Annotated in this window: 12 protein-coding genes and 1 tRNA gene; 5 read left to right on the top strand and 8 right to left on the bottom strand. The window is 64.8% G+C overall.

Features of this window, described 5'->3' with window-relative positions:
• Nucleotides 1-3: 3 nt before the first annotated feature.
• Together JQ572_RS28200 and JQ572_RS28195 are read right to left on the bottom strand one after the other, a co-directional pair.
• Nucleotides 4-1305, bottom strand: a complete 1302-nt coding sequence (locus tag JQ572_RS28200; RefSeq protein WP_211386096.1) for an O-acetylhomoserine aminocarboxypropyltransferase/cysteine synthase family protein — start codon at nucleotides 1303-1305, stop codon at nucleotides 4-6.
• Between the two features lie 263 nt (nucleotides 1306-1568).
• Nucleotides 1569-3140, bottom strand: coding sequence for an amidase family protein (locus tag JQ572_RS28195; protein ID WP_211386095.1), 1572 nt, complete (start codon nucleotides 3138-3140; stop codon nucleotides 1569-1571).
• 253 nt (nucleotides 3141-3393) lie between these two features.
• Between JQ572_RS28195 and JQ572_RS28190 the strand changes: the two genes are divergently transcribed.
• Together JQ572_RS28190 and JQ572_RS28185 are read left to right on the top strand one after the other, a co-directional pair.
• On the top strand, nucleotides 3394-4212 hold the full coding sequence (locus JQ572_RS28190) for a uracil-DNA glycosylase family protein (RefSeq protein ID WP_211386094.1): 819 nt from the start codon (nucleotides 3394-3396) through the stop codon (nucleotides 4210-4212).
• Nucleotides 4209-5819 carry an amidohydrolase family protein gene (locus JQ572_RS28185; protein ID WP_211386093.1) on the top strand — a complete coding sequence of 537 codons (1611 nt, stop codon included), beginning with the start codon at nucleotides 4209-4211 and terminating at the stop codon, nucleotides 5817-5819. The genes JQ572_RS28190 and JQ572_RS28185 overlap by 4 nt, the downstream gene beginning before the upstream one ends.
• 26 nt (nucleotides 5820-5845) lie before the next feature.
• On the opposite strand, the gene JQ572_RS28180 is transcribed toward JQ572_RS28185, so the two are convergent.
• The gene (locus tag JQ572_RS28180) at nucleotides 5846-7027 is read right to left on the bottom strand and encodes an MFS transporter (RefSeq protein ID WP_211386092.1); all 1182 of its coding nucleotides are present in this window, start codon (nucleotides 7025-7027) and stop codon (nucleotides 5846-5848) included.
• 98 nt (nucleotides 7028-7125) lie between these two features.
• Here JQ572_RS28180 and JQ572_RS28175 point away from each other — a divergent pair, with 98 nt between their 5' ends.
• A complete protein-coding gene (locus tag JQ572_RS28175; protein WP_211386091.1) occupies nucleotides 7126-8085 on the top strand; it encodes a LysR family transcriptional regulator in 960 nt (319 codons plus the stop codon).
• On the opposite strand, the gene JQ572_RS28170 is transcribed toward JQ572_RS28175, so the two are convergent.
• Nucleotides 8086-8175: transfer RNA gene (locus JQ572_RS28170), tRNA-Ser, on the bottom strand.
• Between the two features lie 196 nt (nucleotides 8176-8371).
• On the opposite strand from JQ572_RS28170, the gene JQ572_RS28165 reads away from it, so the two are divergent.
• Nucleotides 8372-8713 carry a hypothetical protein gene (locus JQ572_RS28165; protein WP_211386090.1) on the top strand — a complete coding sequence of 114 codons (342 nt, stop codon included), beginning with the start codon at nucleotides 8372-8374 and terminating at the stop codon, nucleotides 8711-8713.
• Between the two features lie 51 nt (nucleotides 8714-8764).
• On the opposite strand, the gene JQ572_RS28160 is transcribed toward JQ572_RS28165, so the two are convergent.
• From JQ572_RS28160 to JQ572_RS28150, 3 genes are all read right to left on the bottom strand, one after another.
• Nucleotides 8765-10228 carry a trehalose-6-phosphate synthase gene (locus tag JQ572_RS28160; RefSeq protein WP_211386290.1) on the bottom strand — a complete coding sequence of 488 codons (1464 nt, stop codon included), beginning with the start codon at nucleotides 10226-10228 and terminating at the stop codon, nucleotides 8765-8767.
• A 236-nt stretch (nucleotides 10229-10464) separates the two neighbouring features.
• Nucleotides 10465-11286, bottom strand: coding sequence for a trehalose-phosphatase (gene otsB, locus JQ572_RS28155; protein ID WP_211386089.1), 822 nt, complete (start codon nucleotides 11284-11286; stop codon nucleotides 10465-10467).
• 3 nt (nucleotides 11287-11289) lie between these two features.
• A complete protein-coding gene (locus JQ572_RS28150) occupies nucleotides 11290-12777 on the bottom strand; it encodes an MFS transporter (RefSeq protein WP_211386088.1) in 1488 nt (495 codons plus the stop codon).
• 181 nt (nucleotides 12778-12958) lie between these two features.
• Between JQ572_RS28150 and JQ572_RS28145 the strand changes: the two genes are divergently transcribed.
• Nucleotides 12959-13342 carry a DUF3175 domain-containing protein gene (locus tag JQ572_RS28145; RefSeq protein ID WP_211386087.1) on the top strand — a complete coding sequence of 128 codons (384 nt, stop codon included), beginning with the start codon at nucleotides 12959-12961 and terminating at the stop codon, nucleotides 13340-13342.
• Nucleotides 13343-13403: 61 nt separating this feature from the next.
• Here JQ572_RS28145 and JQ572_RS28140 read toward each other — a convergent pair whose 3' ends face one another.
• Nucleotides 13404-15437, bottom strand: a complete 2034-nt coding sequence (locus tag JQ572_RS28140; RefSeq protein WP_211386086.1) for a methyl-accepting chemotaxis protein — start codon at nucleotides 15435-15437, stop codon at nucleotides 13404-13406.
• Nucleotides 15438-15755 lie beyond the last annotated feature (318 nt).

Genomic DNA, 15755 nt, shown 5'->3' with positions numbered 1-15755 from the left:
CGCCTACTCCGCGGCCTGGAGGCGCGCCGACGGACAGGCCTTCTCCAGCGCCTGGTCGATGTCTCCGATGATGTCCAGGGAATGCTCGATGCCGATCGACAGGCGGATCGTCTCGGGCAGCACGCCGGCGGCGCGCTGCTGCTCGGCCGACATCTGCCGGTGCGTGGTCGAGGCTGGATGGCAGGCCAGCGACTTGGCGTCGCCGATATTGACGAGGCGCGTGATCAGCTTCAGCGCATCGTAGAAGGTCTTGCCGGCTTCCATGCCGCCCTTGATGCCGAAGGTGAACAGCGAGGAGGCGTTGCCGTCGAGATATTTCTGAACGAGCGGATAATAGGGACTGTCCGGGAATCCAGTGTAGTTGACCCAGGCGACGCGCGGATCCTTGCGCAGAAATTCTGCGACCTTGCGGGCGTTCTCGCAGTGGCGCTCCATCCGCAGCGCGACGGTCTCGATGCCCTGGAGCAGCAGGAAGGCGTTGAACGGCGACAGCACCGAACCCATGGTGCGCTGATAGATGCTGCGCGCGCGCTCGATATAGGCCGTCCTGCCAAAGCGCTCGGCATAGACGAGGCCGTGATAGGAGGCGTCCGGCTTGTTGTAGCCCGGGAAGCGATCGGCGTGCTTGGCCCAGGGGAAGTTGCCGGAATCGACGATGGCGCCGCCCAGCGTGGTGCCGTGGCCGCCGAGGAACTTGGTCAGCGAGTGCACGGCGATGTCGGCACCGTAGTCGAACGGCTTGAGCAGGATCGGGGTCGCAACCGTATTGTCGACGATCAGCGGCACGCCATGCTTATGCGCGATTTCCGCCAGCGCCTCGATGTCGCAGACATTGCCGGCGGGATTGCCGATGGTCTCGGCAAACACGGCGCGGGTGTTCTCATCGATCAGCTTTTCGATTGCTTCAGGCTTGTCGCTCTCGGCGAAGCGGCCGGTGATGCCCTGGCGCGGCAGGATGTGCGAGAGCAGCGTGTGCGTGGTGCCGTAGAGCTGCGGAACCGAAACGATGTTGCCGCCGTGGTCGGCGACGTTGACGAAGGCAAAGTGCAGCGCCGCCTGTCCGGTCGCAACCGCAAGCGCGCCGACGCCGCCTTCGAGCTGGGCGACGCGTTTCTCCAGCACCGCGCTGGTCGGATTGGCGATACGGCTGTAACGATAGCCTTCGGCCTCGAGATTGAAGAGCGCCGCGCCATGATCGGCGCTGTCGAAGGCATAGGCCGCGGTCTGGTAGATCGGCACGGCAACCGCGTGCGTGGTGGCTTCGGGCTCGTAGCCGGCGTGAATAGCGATCGTCTCGTTGCGCATCGTGCCACCTCCGCGTGGAGCGGGCCGCACTTATTGGCCTGTACGAGGCATGTGCGTTGTCCGCCGTCCCTCTGTTAGAGGCGGCTGGTAAAGCGGACAATAATTCGTCTAGAGATCGAGGAAGTAACCCTAACGGTTGTTGATGAATTGGCTAAAATTCGAATCAAACTGGATTAATGAATTGATGCGCCGTGGTGCCTCTTCTCCGGCGCGGCGCGCCACGCTCTCCCTCTCCCGCAACAAGGGGAGAGGGAGAGCGTCGCCTACTCCATCATCTCCCACAGTCGATGGGCGAGCACGCCGGCGCGCTTCTCGATCGCGGCCGCCGCATCTAGCGCGAGGTCCTCGCGATAGCGCCCGGCGATGAGCTGCACGCCGATCGGCTTGCCGTCATGCAGGGTCACCGGCACCACCGCGCCGGGCAGGCCCAGCACATTAATCGCGGAGATGAAGCGGATTTCGCCCCAGAAGATCTCCTTGACGCGTTCCGCGCTGACGGTGTCGTCGCGCGGCCCCGGCGTCGGCTGCACCGTGGTCGGCGCCAGCACCACCGGATATTCCTCGAAAAACAATTGCCAGGCGCGGATGTGGCCGTTGCGCGCGGCGGTCGCATGCATCCAGGCCTTGAGATCGAGCACATTGGCCTTGGTCTTCATGCCATTCCACGCCTTGTGGAAGTCTTCCGAGGTGACTTTCAGCATGCCGGCTTCCTGCATCACCACGGTCTCGTTGGTGATGATGTCGCACCAGGTCTGCCAGACGCCGTTGATGTCGGGCACATCGACCTCGGTCACGCGATAGCCGGAGCGCTCGAGGTGATCGGCGGCCTGGCGCAGCGCCGCGCGTACTGAAGGATCCACGTCCATATCCTCGGGGATCCTGGCCAGCGCGACCTTGATCGGCCCCTTCGGCTTCGGCCCGGCCAGCGGCGCCGGCACCCACCAGGGATCGCGCGGATCGCGCTGGCTCATTGCCTCCAACGCGAGACGGACGTCGGCGACGTGGCGGGCGAGCGGGCCCTGCGCCGACATCAGGTGCGCGAGCATCGGCCGCTCGGCCGTAGCGCTTCCGTTGAAGGCGGGGATGCGGCCCTGCGTCGGCTTGATGGTGGCAACCCCGTTGCAATGCGCCGGCCAGCGCAGCGAGCCGCCGATGTCGTTGCCGTGGGCGATGGTGCCGATGCCGGCGGCGACTGCCGAACCTGCTCCGCCAGAGGAGCCGCCGCAGGTGATGTTCGGATCCCAGGGATTGAGCGTCAGCCCGTGCAGGGGATTGTCGGTAAAGCCGCGGAAGGAGAATTCCGGCGTGTTGGTGAGGCCGATGACGATCGCACCGGCCTTCTTCAGGTTGCGGACGACGGGCGAATCCGACGGCGCGATATAATCCTTGTTGGCGGGAACGCCGTTGAAATTAGGCCGCCCCTCGTAGTCGACGTTCTCCTTGATGGTGATTGGCACGCCGTGCAGAAGGCCGAGTTCGCCATCTTTGGCACGCCGCTTGTCGGCCGCATGCGCCGCAGCCAGCGCCTCCTCCGAGAGATCGACGACGACGGCGTTCAGCCTCGGATTGATTGCGCGCATCCGTTCGAGATGCGCCTCCACGGTCTCGACCGCGGAGATGGCACCGGAGCGGATTGCGACTGCGGTCTCGACCGCCGACCATTGCCAGGCCGGGCCCCTGGGGCGGCGCGGTGCGGACGATTTGCGCGGAGCGGCCTTCTTGACCGTCTTCGCTGCAGCCTTCGCAGCTACGCTCTTGCGAACGGCGCTGGTCTTGCTGGAGGTCCTTGCTGCCTTCTTCGAAGCGTTCTTCTTGGTAGCCGTCTTCTTCGCCACGCCGCATCTCCTGGAATTGCGCGGCGGAATTTATGGAGGTCACGCGACCGTGTACAGGTGCGTTTCTGCATGGCGCGCCGTCGCGACGCGTTGTCGCGGCCGAAGGCGAAGCCAGAGGTGCGCATGAACCTTTGGGACTTCTCGCTTGACCCATATAGTGGTTGAACAACGCAATAAACTACCGCTAAGATTGCCGCCAAACGATCCGTTTTTGACGCAGCTATTTTGACAGCCACAGACTGGAGCATTTGCCATGCTCGTGGATTTCGACAGCGGCTACGGCCAGCAACCATTTCGCGATCTGTGTGCCGACTATCCCGGCGCCGAGACCTACGATCCACACGACTTCCGGATCGAATGGGGGCCGATCTTTCACCGCGGCCGTCTCGACGGAACGGCGCGCGTCCTCGTCGTCGGTCAGGATCCCGCCCAGCACGAGACGGTCGTGCGCAGAATTCTGGTCGGCACCGCGGGCCGGCGGACACAGGGTTTCCTGGCGAAACTCGGCATCACGCAGAGCTACGTGATGGTGAATACCTTCCTGTACAGCGTCTACGGACAGAGCGGCGGTTCAAAGCACAAGAACGAGCCCGGCATCGTCGCGTATCGCAACAAATGGTTCAAGGCCGTGCTCGGGCCGGGCAACATCGAGGCCGTCGTCTCCCTCGGGGGCCTCGCCGACGAGGCCTGGAAGGCCTGGCTCAAGACTGCCGATGGCGCGGCCTACAAGACCCTTGCGTATCAGCACATCACCCACCCGACGTGGCCGGAAAGCTCCGCGCACGATAATGCGACGCGGGCTGCAAACACCAAGATCATGCTGACCAAGTGGAATGCCTCGCTCGCAGCTCTTGCGCCTCAGGTCAAGCATCCCGACGTGGCGACGACGCTCGTGCCCTATGGCGACGCCTTCAAGCCGACCGAGCTGTTCGACATCATCGCAAAGGATCTTCCCGCGGGACTGCCGGCCTGGATGCGCGGAGATACGCCATGGGCCGTGCGCCAGGGCGCGGATGCGGCAGCCAAGCGGCGTACGATCACGATGACCATTCCTGACGGAGTGATCCCATGAGCCCGGCCGCAAGCCCGATGCGACGGGCGCTGACCGGGCGGATCGTGACGATGGCCACCGAGGGCGACGTCATCAAGAGCGGCACGATCTTCATCGAGGACAATCGGATCGCCGCGATCGTGCCCAAGGGCCAGCCGGCTCCCGCAGGCTTCGAGGCCGTCGATCCCGTCGCGACCGGCGGCACCATCTATCCCGGCCTGATCGAGCTGCATAATCATTTGAGCTACAACATCCTGCCGCTCTGGCGCGTGCCGCAGCTCTTCGGCAATCGCGACCAATGGCAGAACGCCAAATCGTACAAGACGTCGGTGACCGGCCCAATGAGCGCGATTGCCCTCGCCGACGATGGCTCCCTGCTGCCGGCGCTGGTGCGCTATGTCGAAGCCAAATGCCTGGTCGCGGGAACGACGACGAGCCAGGGGATCACGCTGTCGAACTGGAGCGGCACGATCCACAAATACTACAAGGGCGCACTGCGCGCCGCCGAGATCGGCAGCCCTCCCGATCTTCCGCGAGCGCACTCGAAGATCCCCGACATCGATGCGGAGGATTGGCTGAAGTTCGACAACGAGCTGAAATCGTCGGCGTGCTTCCTGCTCCATCTCAGCGAAGGCATCGATGCCAAGGCGCATAACCATTTCCTCGCGTTGCGCAATGCTGCGGGAGATTGGGCGATCGAGCCGTCGCTGGCCGGCATTCATTGCACGGCCCTCGATGCGACCGACTTCGGAACGATGGCCGAAAACCACGCCAAGGTCGTCTGGTCGCCTCTGAGCAATCTGCTGCTCTATGGGAAAACGACCGACGTCGCCGCCGCCCGCGCGGCCGGCCTGACGATCGCGCTGGGCTCGGACTGGTCGCCATCCGGCAGCAAGAACCTGCTGGGCGAGCTGAAAGCGGCGAAAGTCGTGTCCGCGCATTTCGGTCTCGGCTTCAGCGACTACGACATCGTCTCGATGGCGACGCGCAACCCGGCGACGATCCTGAAGTGGGATGCGAAGTTAGGGACGATCGCCACGGGCAAGTTCGCCGACCTCCTGGTCGTGAAGGGCGTCACCGGCGATCCCTACGATCATCTGATCAAATCGCGCGAGCAGGATATCGTCGTGGTCACGATCGGCGGACGCCCCCGCTTTGGGACGAAAAAGGCCATGCAGCTGGCGGGCGGAGCCGGCGAGGCGCTCAAGATCGGCAGCAGCGCCAGGCTGATCGACTTCACCTCGCCCGACCAGGACCCGGGAATCGAAAGGGTCACGCTGGCGGAGGCGACGAGCCGGTTGCGCGCGGCGCTCGGCGGTCTCGGCACATTGCAGCCGCGCAGCGTTGCCATGGCGGCGGCGATCGCCGACGGGAGGGTGTCGCGGGCCGGGTGGCGCCTCGCGCTGGACGAGCAGTTCGGCAACAACGTTCAATTGCGCCCGCGGCTCGCATATAACGGCATCCGGACCGGTCCCGATTTGCATGCGGTGGCAGCAGCAGCCGAGCCGCTGCATCCGATCAAGCTGGACGGCCTCACGGTATCAGGCGATGCCGTCTTCCTCGACACGCTCAGGAGCGAGCCAAATTTGCCGCAGGGAATCGCCGAGGCAATCGCAGCGTTCTACTAGGCCGCGATCGCCGATCGTCATCGCCCCTATTCCGCCGGACACGCCGCAACGACGGGGTGCCTGCGGTCGAGCTGGAGGCTCCACAGCGCGAGCAGAAGGCCGATCGCCGTGATGCCGGCTGCGACCAGAGGCAGCGCGGAGAGGCCGAGCCCGCGATCGATGGCCACTCCTCCGGCCCAGGCACCGAGCGCGTTGCCGAGATTGAACGCTGCGATGTTGAGGCTGGAGGCGAGCGTGCGACCGCTGGCGCCGGCCGCCTCCAGCACGCGAAGCTGAAGCGGCGCGACCGTCGCAAAGGACGCGATGCCGAGCAGCAGGATCAGAGCGATGGCGGCGATCTTGACCGACAACACGGCGGCGAGGCCAAGCAGCACGATGGCGAGCGCCGCGAGCGTGCCGATCAGGGCGCGTGCAAGACCGCGATCGGCGAATTTGCCGCCCGCGACATTGCCGATCGCGAGCCCGACGCCGAACACAAGCAGGATCGGCGAGACCGCGGCTTCCGAAAAGCCGGTAAAGCGCGTCAGGATCGGCTGGATATAGGTGAAGACGACGAACAGGCCTGCAAAGCCGAACACGGTCATGGCAAGCCCGAGCAGCACCTGCGGACGGCCGAGCACCGCGACTTCCTCGGCAAGCGAGATCGGCTTGTCGCCATTGCCGACATCACCCGGCACGAGCGCCGCGACCACCGCGAATGCAATCATGCCGATGACCGTCACTGCCCAGAACGCCGCGCGCCAGCCGAGCATCAGGCCGAACCAGGCCCCGAAGGGGACGCCCAGGAGCGTTGCGACCGTCAGGCCGATGAACATGGTCGATATCGCCGAAGCCCGCTTGTCCTCGGCGACGAGGCTGGTCGCCACCACCGAGCCGACGCCGAAGTAGGTGCCATGGGCAAGCGAGGTCAGCACCCGCGCCGCCATCAGCAGTTCATAGTTCGGTGCGAGCGCGCAGGCGGCATTGCCGAGCGTAAAAATCGCCATCAGCCCGAGCAGCACGGTTTTGCGCGGCATCCGCCGCGTCGCCAGCGTCAGCACCGGCGCGCCGACGAACACGCCGAGCGCATAGCCGGAAATGAGCAGGCCCGCGACCGGCACCGAAACATGCATGTCGGCGGCGACCTGGAGCAACAGGCCCATGATGATGAATTCGGTGGTGCCGATGCCGAAGGCACCGGCGGTGAGGGCGAGGACGGCGGGAGGCATGCGTGGCTCCAATGCGAGGGAACAACCACGCAGATAGCCGCGCCGACTCAAAATCATTAGAATGCCCATAATCCAATCATTTGTGACGTGAATTCAACATGGCCCGTTTCGATACCAACCGCTCCGCCGAGATGGAGGTCTTCGTCCGCGTCGTCGATCTCGGGGGGTTCACCCAGGCGGCGCGAAAACTGCGCCTGACACCGTCGGGCGTGAGCAAGCTGATCTCGCGGCTGGAGGCGCGGCTCGGCTCCCGGCTGATCAACCGCACCACGCGCAAGCTCACGCTGACGGAAGAGGGCCAGGCTTTCTACCAGCGCGCCGTACGCATCCTCGCCGAGATGGAGGAAGCCGAGCGCGAGGCGGCATCCGGCGCCACGCCGCGCGGCCGGCTCACCGTCAACAGCAACATTCCCTTCGGCATGCTGCATGTGATGCCGCTAATCCCGCGCTTCCTCGAACAGCATCCCGACGTCACGCTCGACCTCGTTCTGACCGATACGCTGATCGACCTGATGCAGGAGCGCGCCGACGTCGCGATTCGCGTCGGACCCTTGCGCGCCTCACGCCTCGTCGCGCGAAAGCTCGGCACCAGCCGCATGGTCGTGGTCGGCGCCCCGAATTATCTGGCACGCTTCGGCACACCAAAGATGCCGGCGGATCTCGCCGACCATCGCGGCATCGGCTGGACCTTTCCGCGCTCGATCCGCGGCTGGCCATTCAAGCGCGGCGACCATTCCGAAGAAGCCGTGCCGCCGCCGGCCGCGCGCGCCAGCGACGGCGAAGCCGCCCGCCGCCTCACCCTCGGCGGCGTCGGCCTCGCCCGCCTCGCCCTCTTCCACATCGGCCCCGACATCGAAGCCGGCCGCCTCGTGCCGGTGTTGCAAGGCTACAACCCCGGCGACCGCGAAGACATCCACGCCGTCTATGTCGGCCATAGCGCACCGCTCCCGGCACGCGTGCGCGCGTTCATCGATTTTCTGGCCGAGCATGTGCGGGTGAGCGATCCCGTTCTGAAGCGCGCGGGGGACGGGAGGTGGAGGGTGTTGGGGCAAGGCTGATGGCGGAGAGAGTGGGATTCGAACCCACGGTACGGTTTCCCGCACACACGCTTTCCAAGCGTGCGCCTTAAGCCACTCGGCCATCTCTCCGGAGCGCACTCTCTTGAAGGGGCGCCGACGATTTTGCAAGGGATCGCGGGGGAATCGGGCAATTTTTCCGTAAGATGTTGTATTTTATAAGCAATATCGGGCGTCACCTTGGCGCCTGGAACCGCCGGCAGACTGAACCGGCGGCAGGTTTGGCGCGACGATTCACTTGAGGATTCCAAACACGACCGGGGACACGATGACCTTCCGCCAGACCATCGCCGCGCTGAGCCTGATTTCGGCCCTTGCCACAGCCTTCGCGGTGCCGGCCGCCGGGCAGGTCTGCACCCGGCAAGGGTTCGACGTCAGCTGCGACGACGGGCGGCGCGGGGTGCTTTCAGGCGATGCCATCCTCTGGCCGGACGGCACGCGTTCGAGCGCGACGCCGCACCAGAGCGTGATCATCGGCAACAAGAGCTCGGTGCATGTCGGGCCCGGCGTGTTCGTCGGCCAGGGCAAGGGCGTGGTGCCGCTGGACGATCCCAACGCACCGAACAAGCGGCAGTGCGCGATTCTGGAGGGGGTGTCGTATTGCTATTGAGGCGCGCTCATCCTTCACCTCTCCCCGTAAGAACGGGGCGAGGGAGAAGACCTATATCAACCGCACGCCGGAGATCGCCGACTTGAGCCAGCGCAGCGCTTGCGGCGGCTGGCCGGCGAGCGGTGCCACCGCCGCCTTTTCCGTCCGGCACTTCTCCAGCTCGGCGACGAAATCGGCGGACCATTGCTGGATGGTGTGGCCGCGCAGCTTCTTCATCATCGCTTCCCAGCGCATCTTGCGCTCGGTCAGCGGCATTGCGGCTGCGACGGCGATTGCGCGGGCCATGCCGTCGATGTCGTGCGGATTGACCAGCAGTGCCGTGTCGAGCTCATTCGCTGCGCCGGCGAATTTCGACAGTACCAGCACGCCGGGATCGGCCGGATTCTGAGCTGCAACGTATTCCTTGGCGACGAGATTCATGCCGTCATGGAGCGGCGTCACCACACCGATCTGCGCGGTGCGGTAAAGGCCGGCGAGCACGGCCTGGCTGAAGCCCTTGTTCAAATAACGGATCGGCGTCCAGTCCACCTCGCCATGGCGGCCGTTGACGTCGGTGACGAGGCGCGCGACCTCGTTCTGGAGATTGCCATAGGCCTCGATCGCACCGCGGGAGGGGTTGGCGATCTGGAGCAGCGAGATGCTGCGCAAGAATTGCGGCTGCTCGGTCCAGAGCCGGTCGAACGCGCTGATGCGATTGACGAGGCCCTTGGAATAGTCGAGCCGGTCGACACCGATGGCAAGCCGCTCGCCGTTGAGGCTGCGGCGCAGCCGCGAAACGTCGGGATGCGAAACCGATTTCGCGGCATATGCGGCGAACTTCTCCGCATCGATGCCGATCGGGAACACTTCGCAGCGCGTGCGGCCATGCTGCGAGCTGACGACCCCATCCTCGATGGCGAGGCCGAGCTCGCTGCCGACATAGCCGAGGAAATTCTCGCAATCCTCATTGGTCTGGAAGCCAAGCAGATCATAGGCCAGCATCGCCGTGATCAACTCGCGATGGTTGGGCACGCCCTGCATCACCGCGGCGACCGGCCACGGCGTGTGCAGAAAGAAGCCGATAGGATCGTCGACGCCGAGATCGCGCAGCTCCGCACCGAGCGCGAGGAAATGATAGTCCTGCACCCAGAACGCGGTTTGTGCTTTTCGGAATCGCATCAAGGCGCGCGCCATGAAGGCGTTGACCTCGCGATAGCTGACATAGTCGTCGCGAGAGACGTGGATCAGGTCGCTGCGCGAATGCAGCGCCGGCCACAGCGCCGAATTGGCAAAGCCTTCGTAATAACCGCCGTAATGCGCCGCCGGCAGATCCAGCGTCGCGATCGCGCCCGAACCCAGCGATTCGATCTCGGCGAATGGTTCCTTCTGATGGCCGTCGCGCACGCGGCCGGACGAACCCACCCAGATCGCACCCGAATGTTCCACCACCGGCAACAAGGCCGCAGCGAGACCGCCCGTCATGGGCTCGTTTGGCTTCCCGCGCGCAACTCGATTTGAAACGACGACTAAGTTCACAGGTCGTCCCCTCCTGTTCATTCCACCCCATTTAACTGCCGTTCATCAATATGGTTCCTGTCATCATTTCTTCGGAATGAAACCAAAATCGGGCACGCGCGTTGGAACCGGTTTACCTCGACGGAACCCGGGGATTTCACTGAACAAAGTCGTCTTCCGAGACTTTGGTGCGCAACGTGAATTGCGCGCGCAAGGGAACTGCGCGAGCGATAATGTGGCTCCGGGATGTCGGTGCCTTATTCCAACCTTGAGTCGTCGAGCAGCCGCGCGAGGAACGCGCGCACATCGTTCGGCGCGTCGAAGTGCCCGTTGACACCCATAGCGCGGCGGCCGACCGAGAAGGCGAGCCCGTTCATGTCGGGCATGATCGCAAACACGGTCTCGTCGGTGACGTCGTCGCCGATGAAAATCGGACGGCGCCCCTTGAAAGGTTCGTGCTTCATCAATTCACGCACGCCGGTCGCCTTGGTGAAACCGGAATGCTTGATCTCGCAAACGAACTTGCCGGGCAGTACCTCGATCGGCGCATTGGGCAGGTCGGCGCGGATCAGCGAGACGGCTTCGTAGATCGCCTTCTCCGCGTGCGGCGCGAGGCGATAATGCAGCGCCAGCGAATAGCCCTTGTCCTCGAGAAGAATGCCGGGGCTGAGTTTTGCGACCGCGGCCAGCCGTCGCTTCAATTCCTTGTCCATCGGCGGCGCGTGCACGTCGTCGGCCTCGTTGCCCCCCGACAGGCGCATCTCCGCGCCGTGGCCGGCGACCGCGCGGAAGACATCCGGCGCGAAGATCAAATCGATGTCGTTGAGCGAGCGGCCGCTGACCATCGCCAGCGCGCCTGAGGTGCGCTCCGTCAGTCGCTTGAGCGTTTCCGACAGGCCCGGCGGCACCCACACCTCACGCGGCGTCGGCATCAGGTCGAGCAGCGTGCCGTCGATGTCGAGCAGGATCGCTGTCTCATCGAGATGCGGCACGAGTGCGTGAGGCACCGGCACCGCATCGGGCGCTTCATCGTCGACCATGGCGCGCTTTTGATCCAATTCAGCCAGTTCCGATTTCATAGTCTACTCCATTGACGCCAGCGGCCGCGCGATTTCTTCCAGCGATTTGCGCTCCGCAGAGACGGCATAGCGCCACGCCACGATTGCAGCCGCGACCATCAGTGCCGCCCCCAGCAGATAGCCGGCGAACACGCTGGTCCGGGAGCCGGTGTCGATCAGCGCGCCGAACAGCGCCGGCCCGATGACGCCGCCGATGCCGGTACCGACCGCGTAGAACACCGCGATCGCCAGCGCGCGGACTTCCAAAGGAAAGGTCTCGCTGACGGTGAGATAGGCGGCGCTCGCGGCGGGCGAGGCAAAGAAGAAGATCACCATCCATGCGATGGTCTGCCCCTGCGCACTCAAGACGCCGATCGAGAACAGATAGCCCGACAGCGCCAGCAGCAGGCCCGACGCGCCGTAGGTGAACATGATCATGGCACGGCGGCCGAGCGTATCGAACAGACGGCCGAGCAGCAGCGGGCCAAGGAAATTGCCGGCGGCGAAAGGCAGCAGATACCAGCCGACGTGATCGGCGCGGATACCGTAGAAGTCGGTCAGCACCAGCGCGAAGGTGAAGAAGATGGCGTTGTAGAAGAAGGCCTGCGCGATCATCAGCACCAGGCCGACCATCGCGCGCTGGCGATAGACCGAGAACAGCGTGTGCACGACCTCGCGGATCGGCGTGTGATCGCGCATCCTCAGCCGCATCCTGGGGAAACGCCCGTCGCTCGTGTCCTGATCGTGTCCGATCACCGAGCGCTCGATCTCGCCGACGATGGCGTGGGCCTGGTCGGGACGGCCGTGGATCATCAGCCAGCGCGGACTTTCCGGAATCCACATGCGCATCAGCAGCACGACGAGCCCGATGGCTGCGCCGATGAGATAAGCGAGGCGCCAGCCGAAATCGGGGTCGATCACGGCAGGATCTAGCAGAACGATGGCCGCCACCGCACCCATTGCCGCGCCGATCCAGAAACTGCCGTTGATGACGAGATCAGTCCAGCCGCGATAGCGCGCCGGCACCAGTTCCTGGATGGTCGAATTGATCGCGGTATATTCGCCGCCGATGCCGGCGCCGGTGAGGAAGCGAAACAGCGCGTAGCTTGCGACATCCCATGACAGAGCGGTCGCCGCCGTTGCCGAGAGATAGAGCGCGAGCGTGATGAAGAACAGCTTCTTGCGGCCGATGCGATCGGTGAGCCAGCCGAAGCCGAGCGCGCCGATCACCGCCCCGGCGAGATAGGCCGAATTGGCAATTCCGAGATCGAGATTGGAGAAATGCAGCGAGGGGCTCTGCTTCAGCGCGCCGGAGAGCGCGCCGGCCAGCGTCACCTCGAGGCCGTCCAAGATCCAGGTGATGCCGAGCGCGAGCACGACGCGGGTGTGGAAGCCGCTCCAGGGCAGCGCATCGAGCCGTGCGGGGATGCTGGTCTCAATGACGCGATCGGCCGCGGCCGCCGTGGAGACCACAGGTCCATAGTTCGGCGCTGGACTTCGCTGCAATTCCATCGCGTTGTTGCATCTGACCAATGGACGCGGCCCCGGTTCACACGACGTGGACGGGGCGATCCGATCCTGGGGGTGCGGCATTCCGCCTGCCACCTGCGACAACGTCTGCGGCGAGGGCAGGTTCCCATGGGAACGGCCGTTGGCACGGCTCGTTTCCGGTGGAGCCACAAGGAATTGACGCATGGCTCACGTCAGAAAGACGACACATTCCCGCAAACCGGCAGCACGCAGGAGCGCGCGCAGGAAGACCAGTACAAGGCACCGCGTCGCGCGCAAGAGCAGCAAACACGCCACGCCAAAGCGCTGGTCGCAGCGCGTGACGAAGGAGAGCGACGCCCTCGACCTCAAGCAAGGCGTGTTCAAGCTGACCAGCGCGAAGAGGATCGCGGCCTCACTGATGCGCTCGGCCGAGCACAGCGCGCGCCGCAGGACCCGCGCCTACCGCTCGGCGCTGTCGATGCTGACCTTCTACATCAATCGCGCCGGCAAGACGCTGCCGAAGACGCAACGCACGCGGCTGGAGCGCGCGAAGGTGGAGCTGAAGCGGGCGTTCGGGAAGGAGTGAGCCCCGAATCATCCTGGACAAGCGGAGCGCTGATCCAGGACGACATTGGAGAGAGCGCGCGTTACGCCGCCCGGATATTTCCCATGAACCGGTCGAGCTCGGCGCGCAGGCGGGTGCTTTCGGACGACAGCGTCTTGGCCGAGTTCAGTACTTCTTCCGAGGCCGAGCCGGTCTCGGCCGCGCCGCGGTTGACCTGGCCGATGTCGGTGGCGGCGGTCTGGGTGCCCTGCGCGACAGTCTGGACGCTGCGCGCGATTTCCTGCGTCGCTGCGCCCTGCTGCTCGACCGCGCTCGCAATCGATGTCGAGATCGACGAGATCTGGCCGATGGTCGCGCCGATCTCCTTGATCGCCGCAACCGATTCGGCAGTTGCGCCTTGCATGCCGGTGATGTGAGAGGAGATTTCGTCGGTGGCCTTCGCAGTCTGGCTCGCCAGCGACTTCACTTCGCTGGCGACAACGGCAAAGCCGCGGCCGGCCTCACCCGCACGCGCCGCCTCAATCGTCGCATTGAGCGCGAGAAGATTGGTCTGCTCTGCGATCGCCGTGATGAGCTTGACGACTTCGCCGATCTGCTGGGCGGCATGCGAGAGCTTGCCGATGCGACCATCGGTCTCCTTGGCCTGCACCACGGCAGCTTCCGCGATGCGGCTGGAATCGCGGACCTGGCGACCGATCTCCTCGACAGAGGCCGAGAGCTCTTCCGTCGCGGTCGCGACCGACTGCATGTTGCTGGAGGCCTGCTCGGAGACGCCGGCGACCTGGCTCGACAGGCTCTGCGTGGTCTCCGCGGTGCGGGTCAGCGTCGAGGCCGCCGATTCGAGCTGCACGGCTGAGGCCGAGACGTTGGAGACGATGGCGCCGACCGCGCTCTCGAAATCGTCGGCAAAGCGGATCAGCTCGGAACGGCGGCTTGCGGCCTGCTCCCTGTTCTGGGCTTCGCTCGCGGCGGCGTCGCGCTCCGCCTTGGCCACGGCCTGCACCTTGAACTCCTCGACTGCGCCGGCCATCTCGCCGATCTCGTCCTTGCGCCCCAGGCCCGGCAGCACGACGTCGAAATTGCCCGACGCAAGCTCGCGCATCGCCTTGCACATCGCGATCATCGGACGCGAGATGCCGTTGCCCAGCATCAGAGCCAGCACGGCGCCGATGGCAAGGCCGCCCAGTGCCATCATCAGCATCAGCCGCTCGGTCTCGCCGATGGTTGCATTGGCGCTGACTTCGATGCGCTGCTGATCCGCCGTGAGCTCCGACCGCAGTTCACCCGAGAGCTTGAGAATGGACGCGGCCGTCTTGGTCATCTCGCCGTTCAGCTTGACGATGACCTTCACGTTCTCCGTCAGCTTTGAAAAGGAGGTGCGGTACTGCTTGAGCAGATTGCCGATTTCGGTGACGCGATCGGTGATCTTCTGGTCGTTCGCATAGATCGAGACCAGCAAGGTCTCCAGGAACTTGATGCGGGCGATCACGCCGTCGGCGGTCTTCGGCTCCGGCTTGGCAACGAAGGCGCTGACCGATGTGGAGACCGCCAGGTATTGCGATGTGATGTCCTTGGCCGTGGTTTGGACGGATCCAAGCCCTGCCAGTGCGGCGGTATCGGCGAGATCGTCGAACTTGAAACGGATCTTGTTGCCGACGCTGTTGAGCTCATCAGCCGCGATCTTGCTGTTATCGCGCGTCAGCGTGATGATTTCGCCGAACACCTTGGTAAAGCTCTTGAAGTCGGCCTCGAGCTTGCCGACCTGCTCACGGCGCGCGGCGCCCGCGGTGGCCGCCGCCGACTTGGCGATCGCAGCCCTCAGATTCTCTTCGGCTCCCCTGGCCGCGGTCTCATCGTCCGCCGCACCGGTCAGCGTGTAGGCCCGCGCCAGCCCCTGGTAAGCGATCAGCTCGCGATCGACCGTCCGCGCAAGGTCCGCTTCGGCGACGCTGGAGCGGTAGGAGGTCACGGCGGCCTGAATCCGCTCGAAGCCGAAATAGGCGAAAGCCATGCTGACGGCGAGGATGGCCAGCACCGCCACGAAGCCGAGGATGATTTTTGCACGAAAACGCAAGGTGAGCAGCTTCGATGTGTTCGGCTTCGACTTGACGGGCATTCCCCCACCCCATTCCATTCGCGGAAAACCAGGCGCAGCCCGGAAGCAGCCCGCTTCCCGACTCTTCGCCACGTTACGGGGCAAAGGATAAGCCGCGGTAAATTTGCGGCGCCGCAACCGGCGGTTAGGCGACGCGGATTTTTCCGTCGACCCGGTCTTCGCCGGGACAACATCGAATCCTAACGCGCGGCGGAGCCCTTACGCCGCCCTGATATTGCCCATGAAGCGATCGAGTTCGGCGCGCAGGCGGGTGCTTTCGGACGACAGCGTCTTGGCCGAGTTCAGTACTTCTTCCGAGGCCGAGCCGGTCTCGGCCGC

The organism is Bradyrhizobium sp. SZCCT0153 (assembly GCF_018129995.1).
GTDB classification, from domain to species: Bacteria; Pseudomonadota; Alphaproteobacteria; order Rhizobiales; family Xanthobacteraceae; genus Bradyrhizobium; species Bradyrhizobium japonicum_G.
The sequence above is the reverse complement of the archived record's forward strand: the minus strand, read 5'-3'. Positions and strand labels throughout refer to the sequence as shown.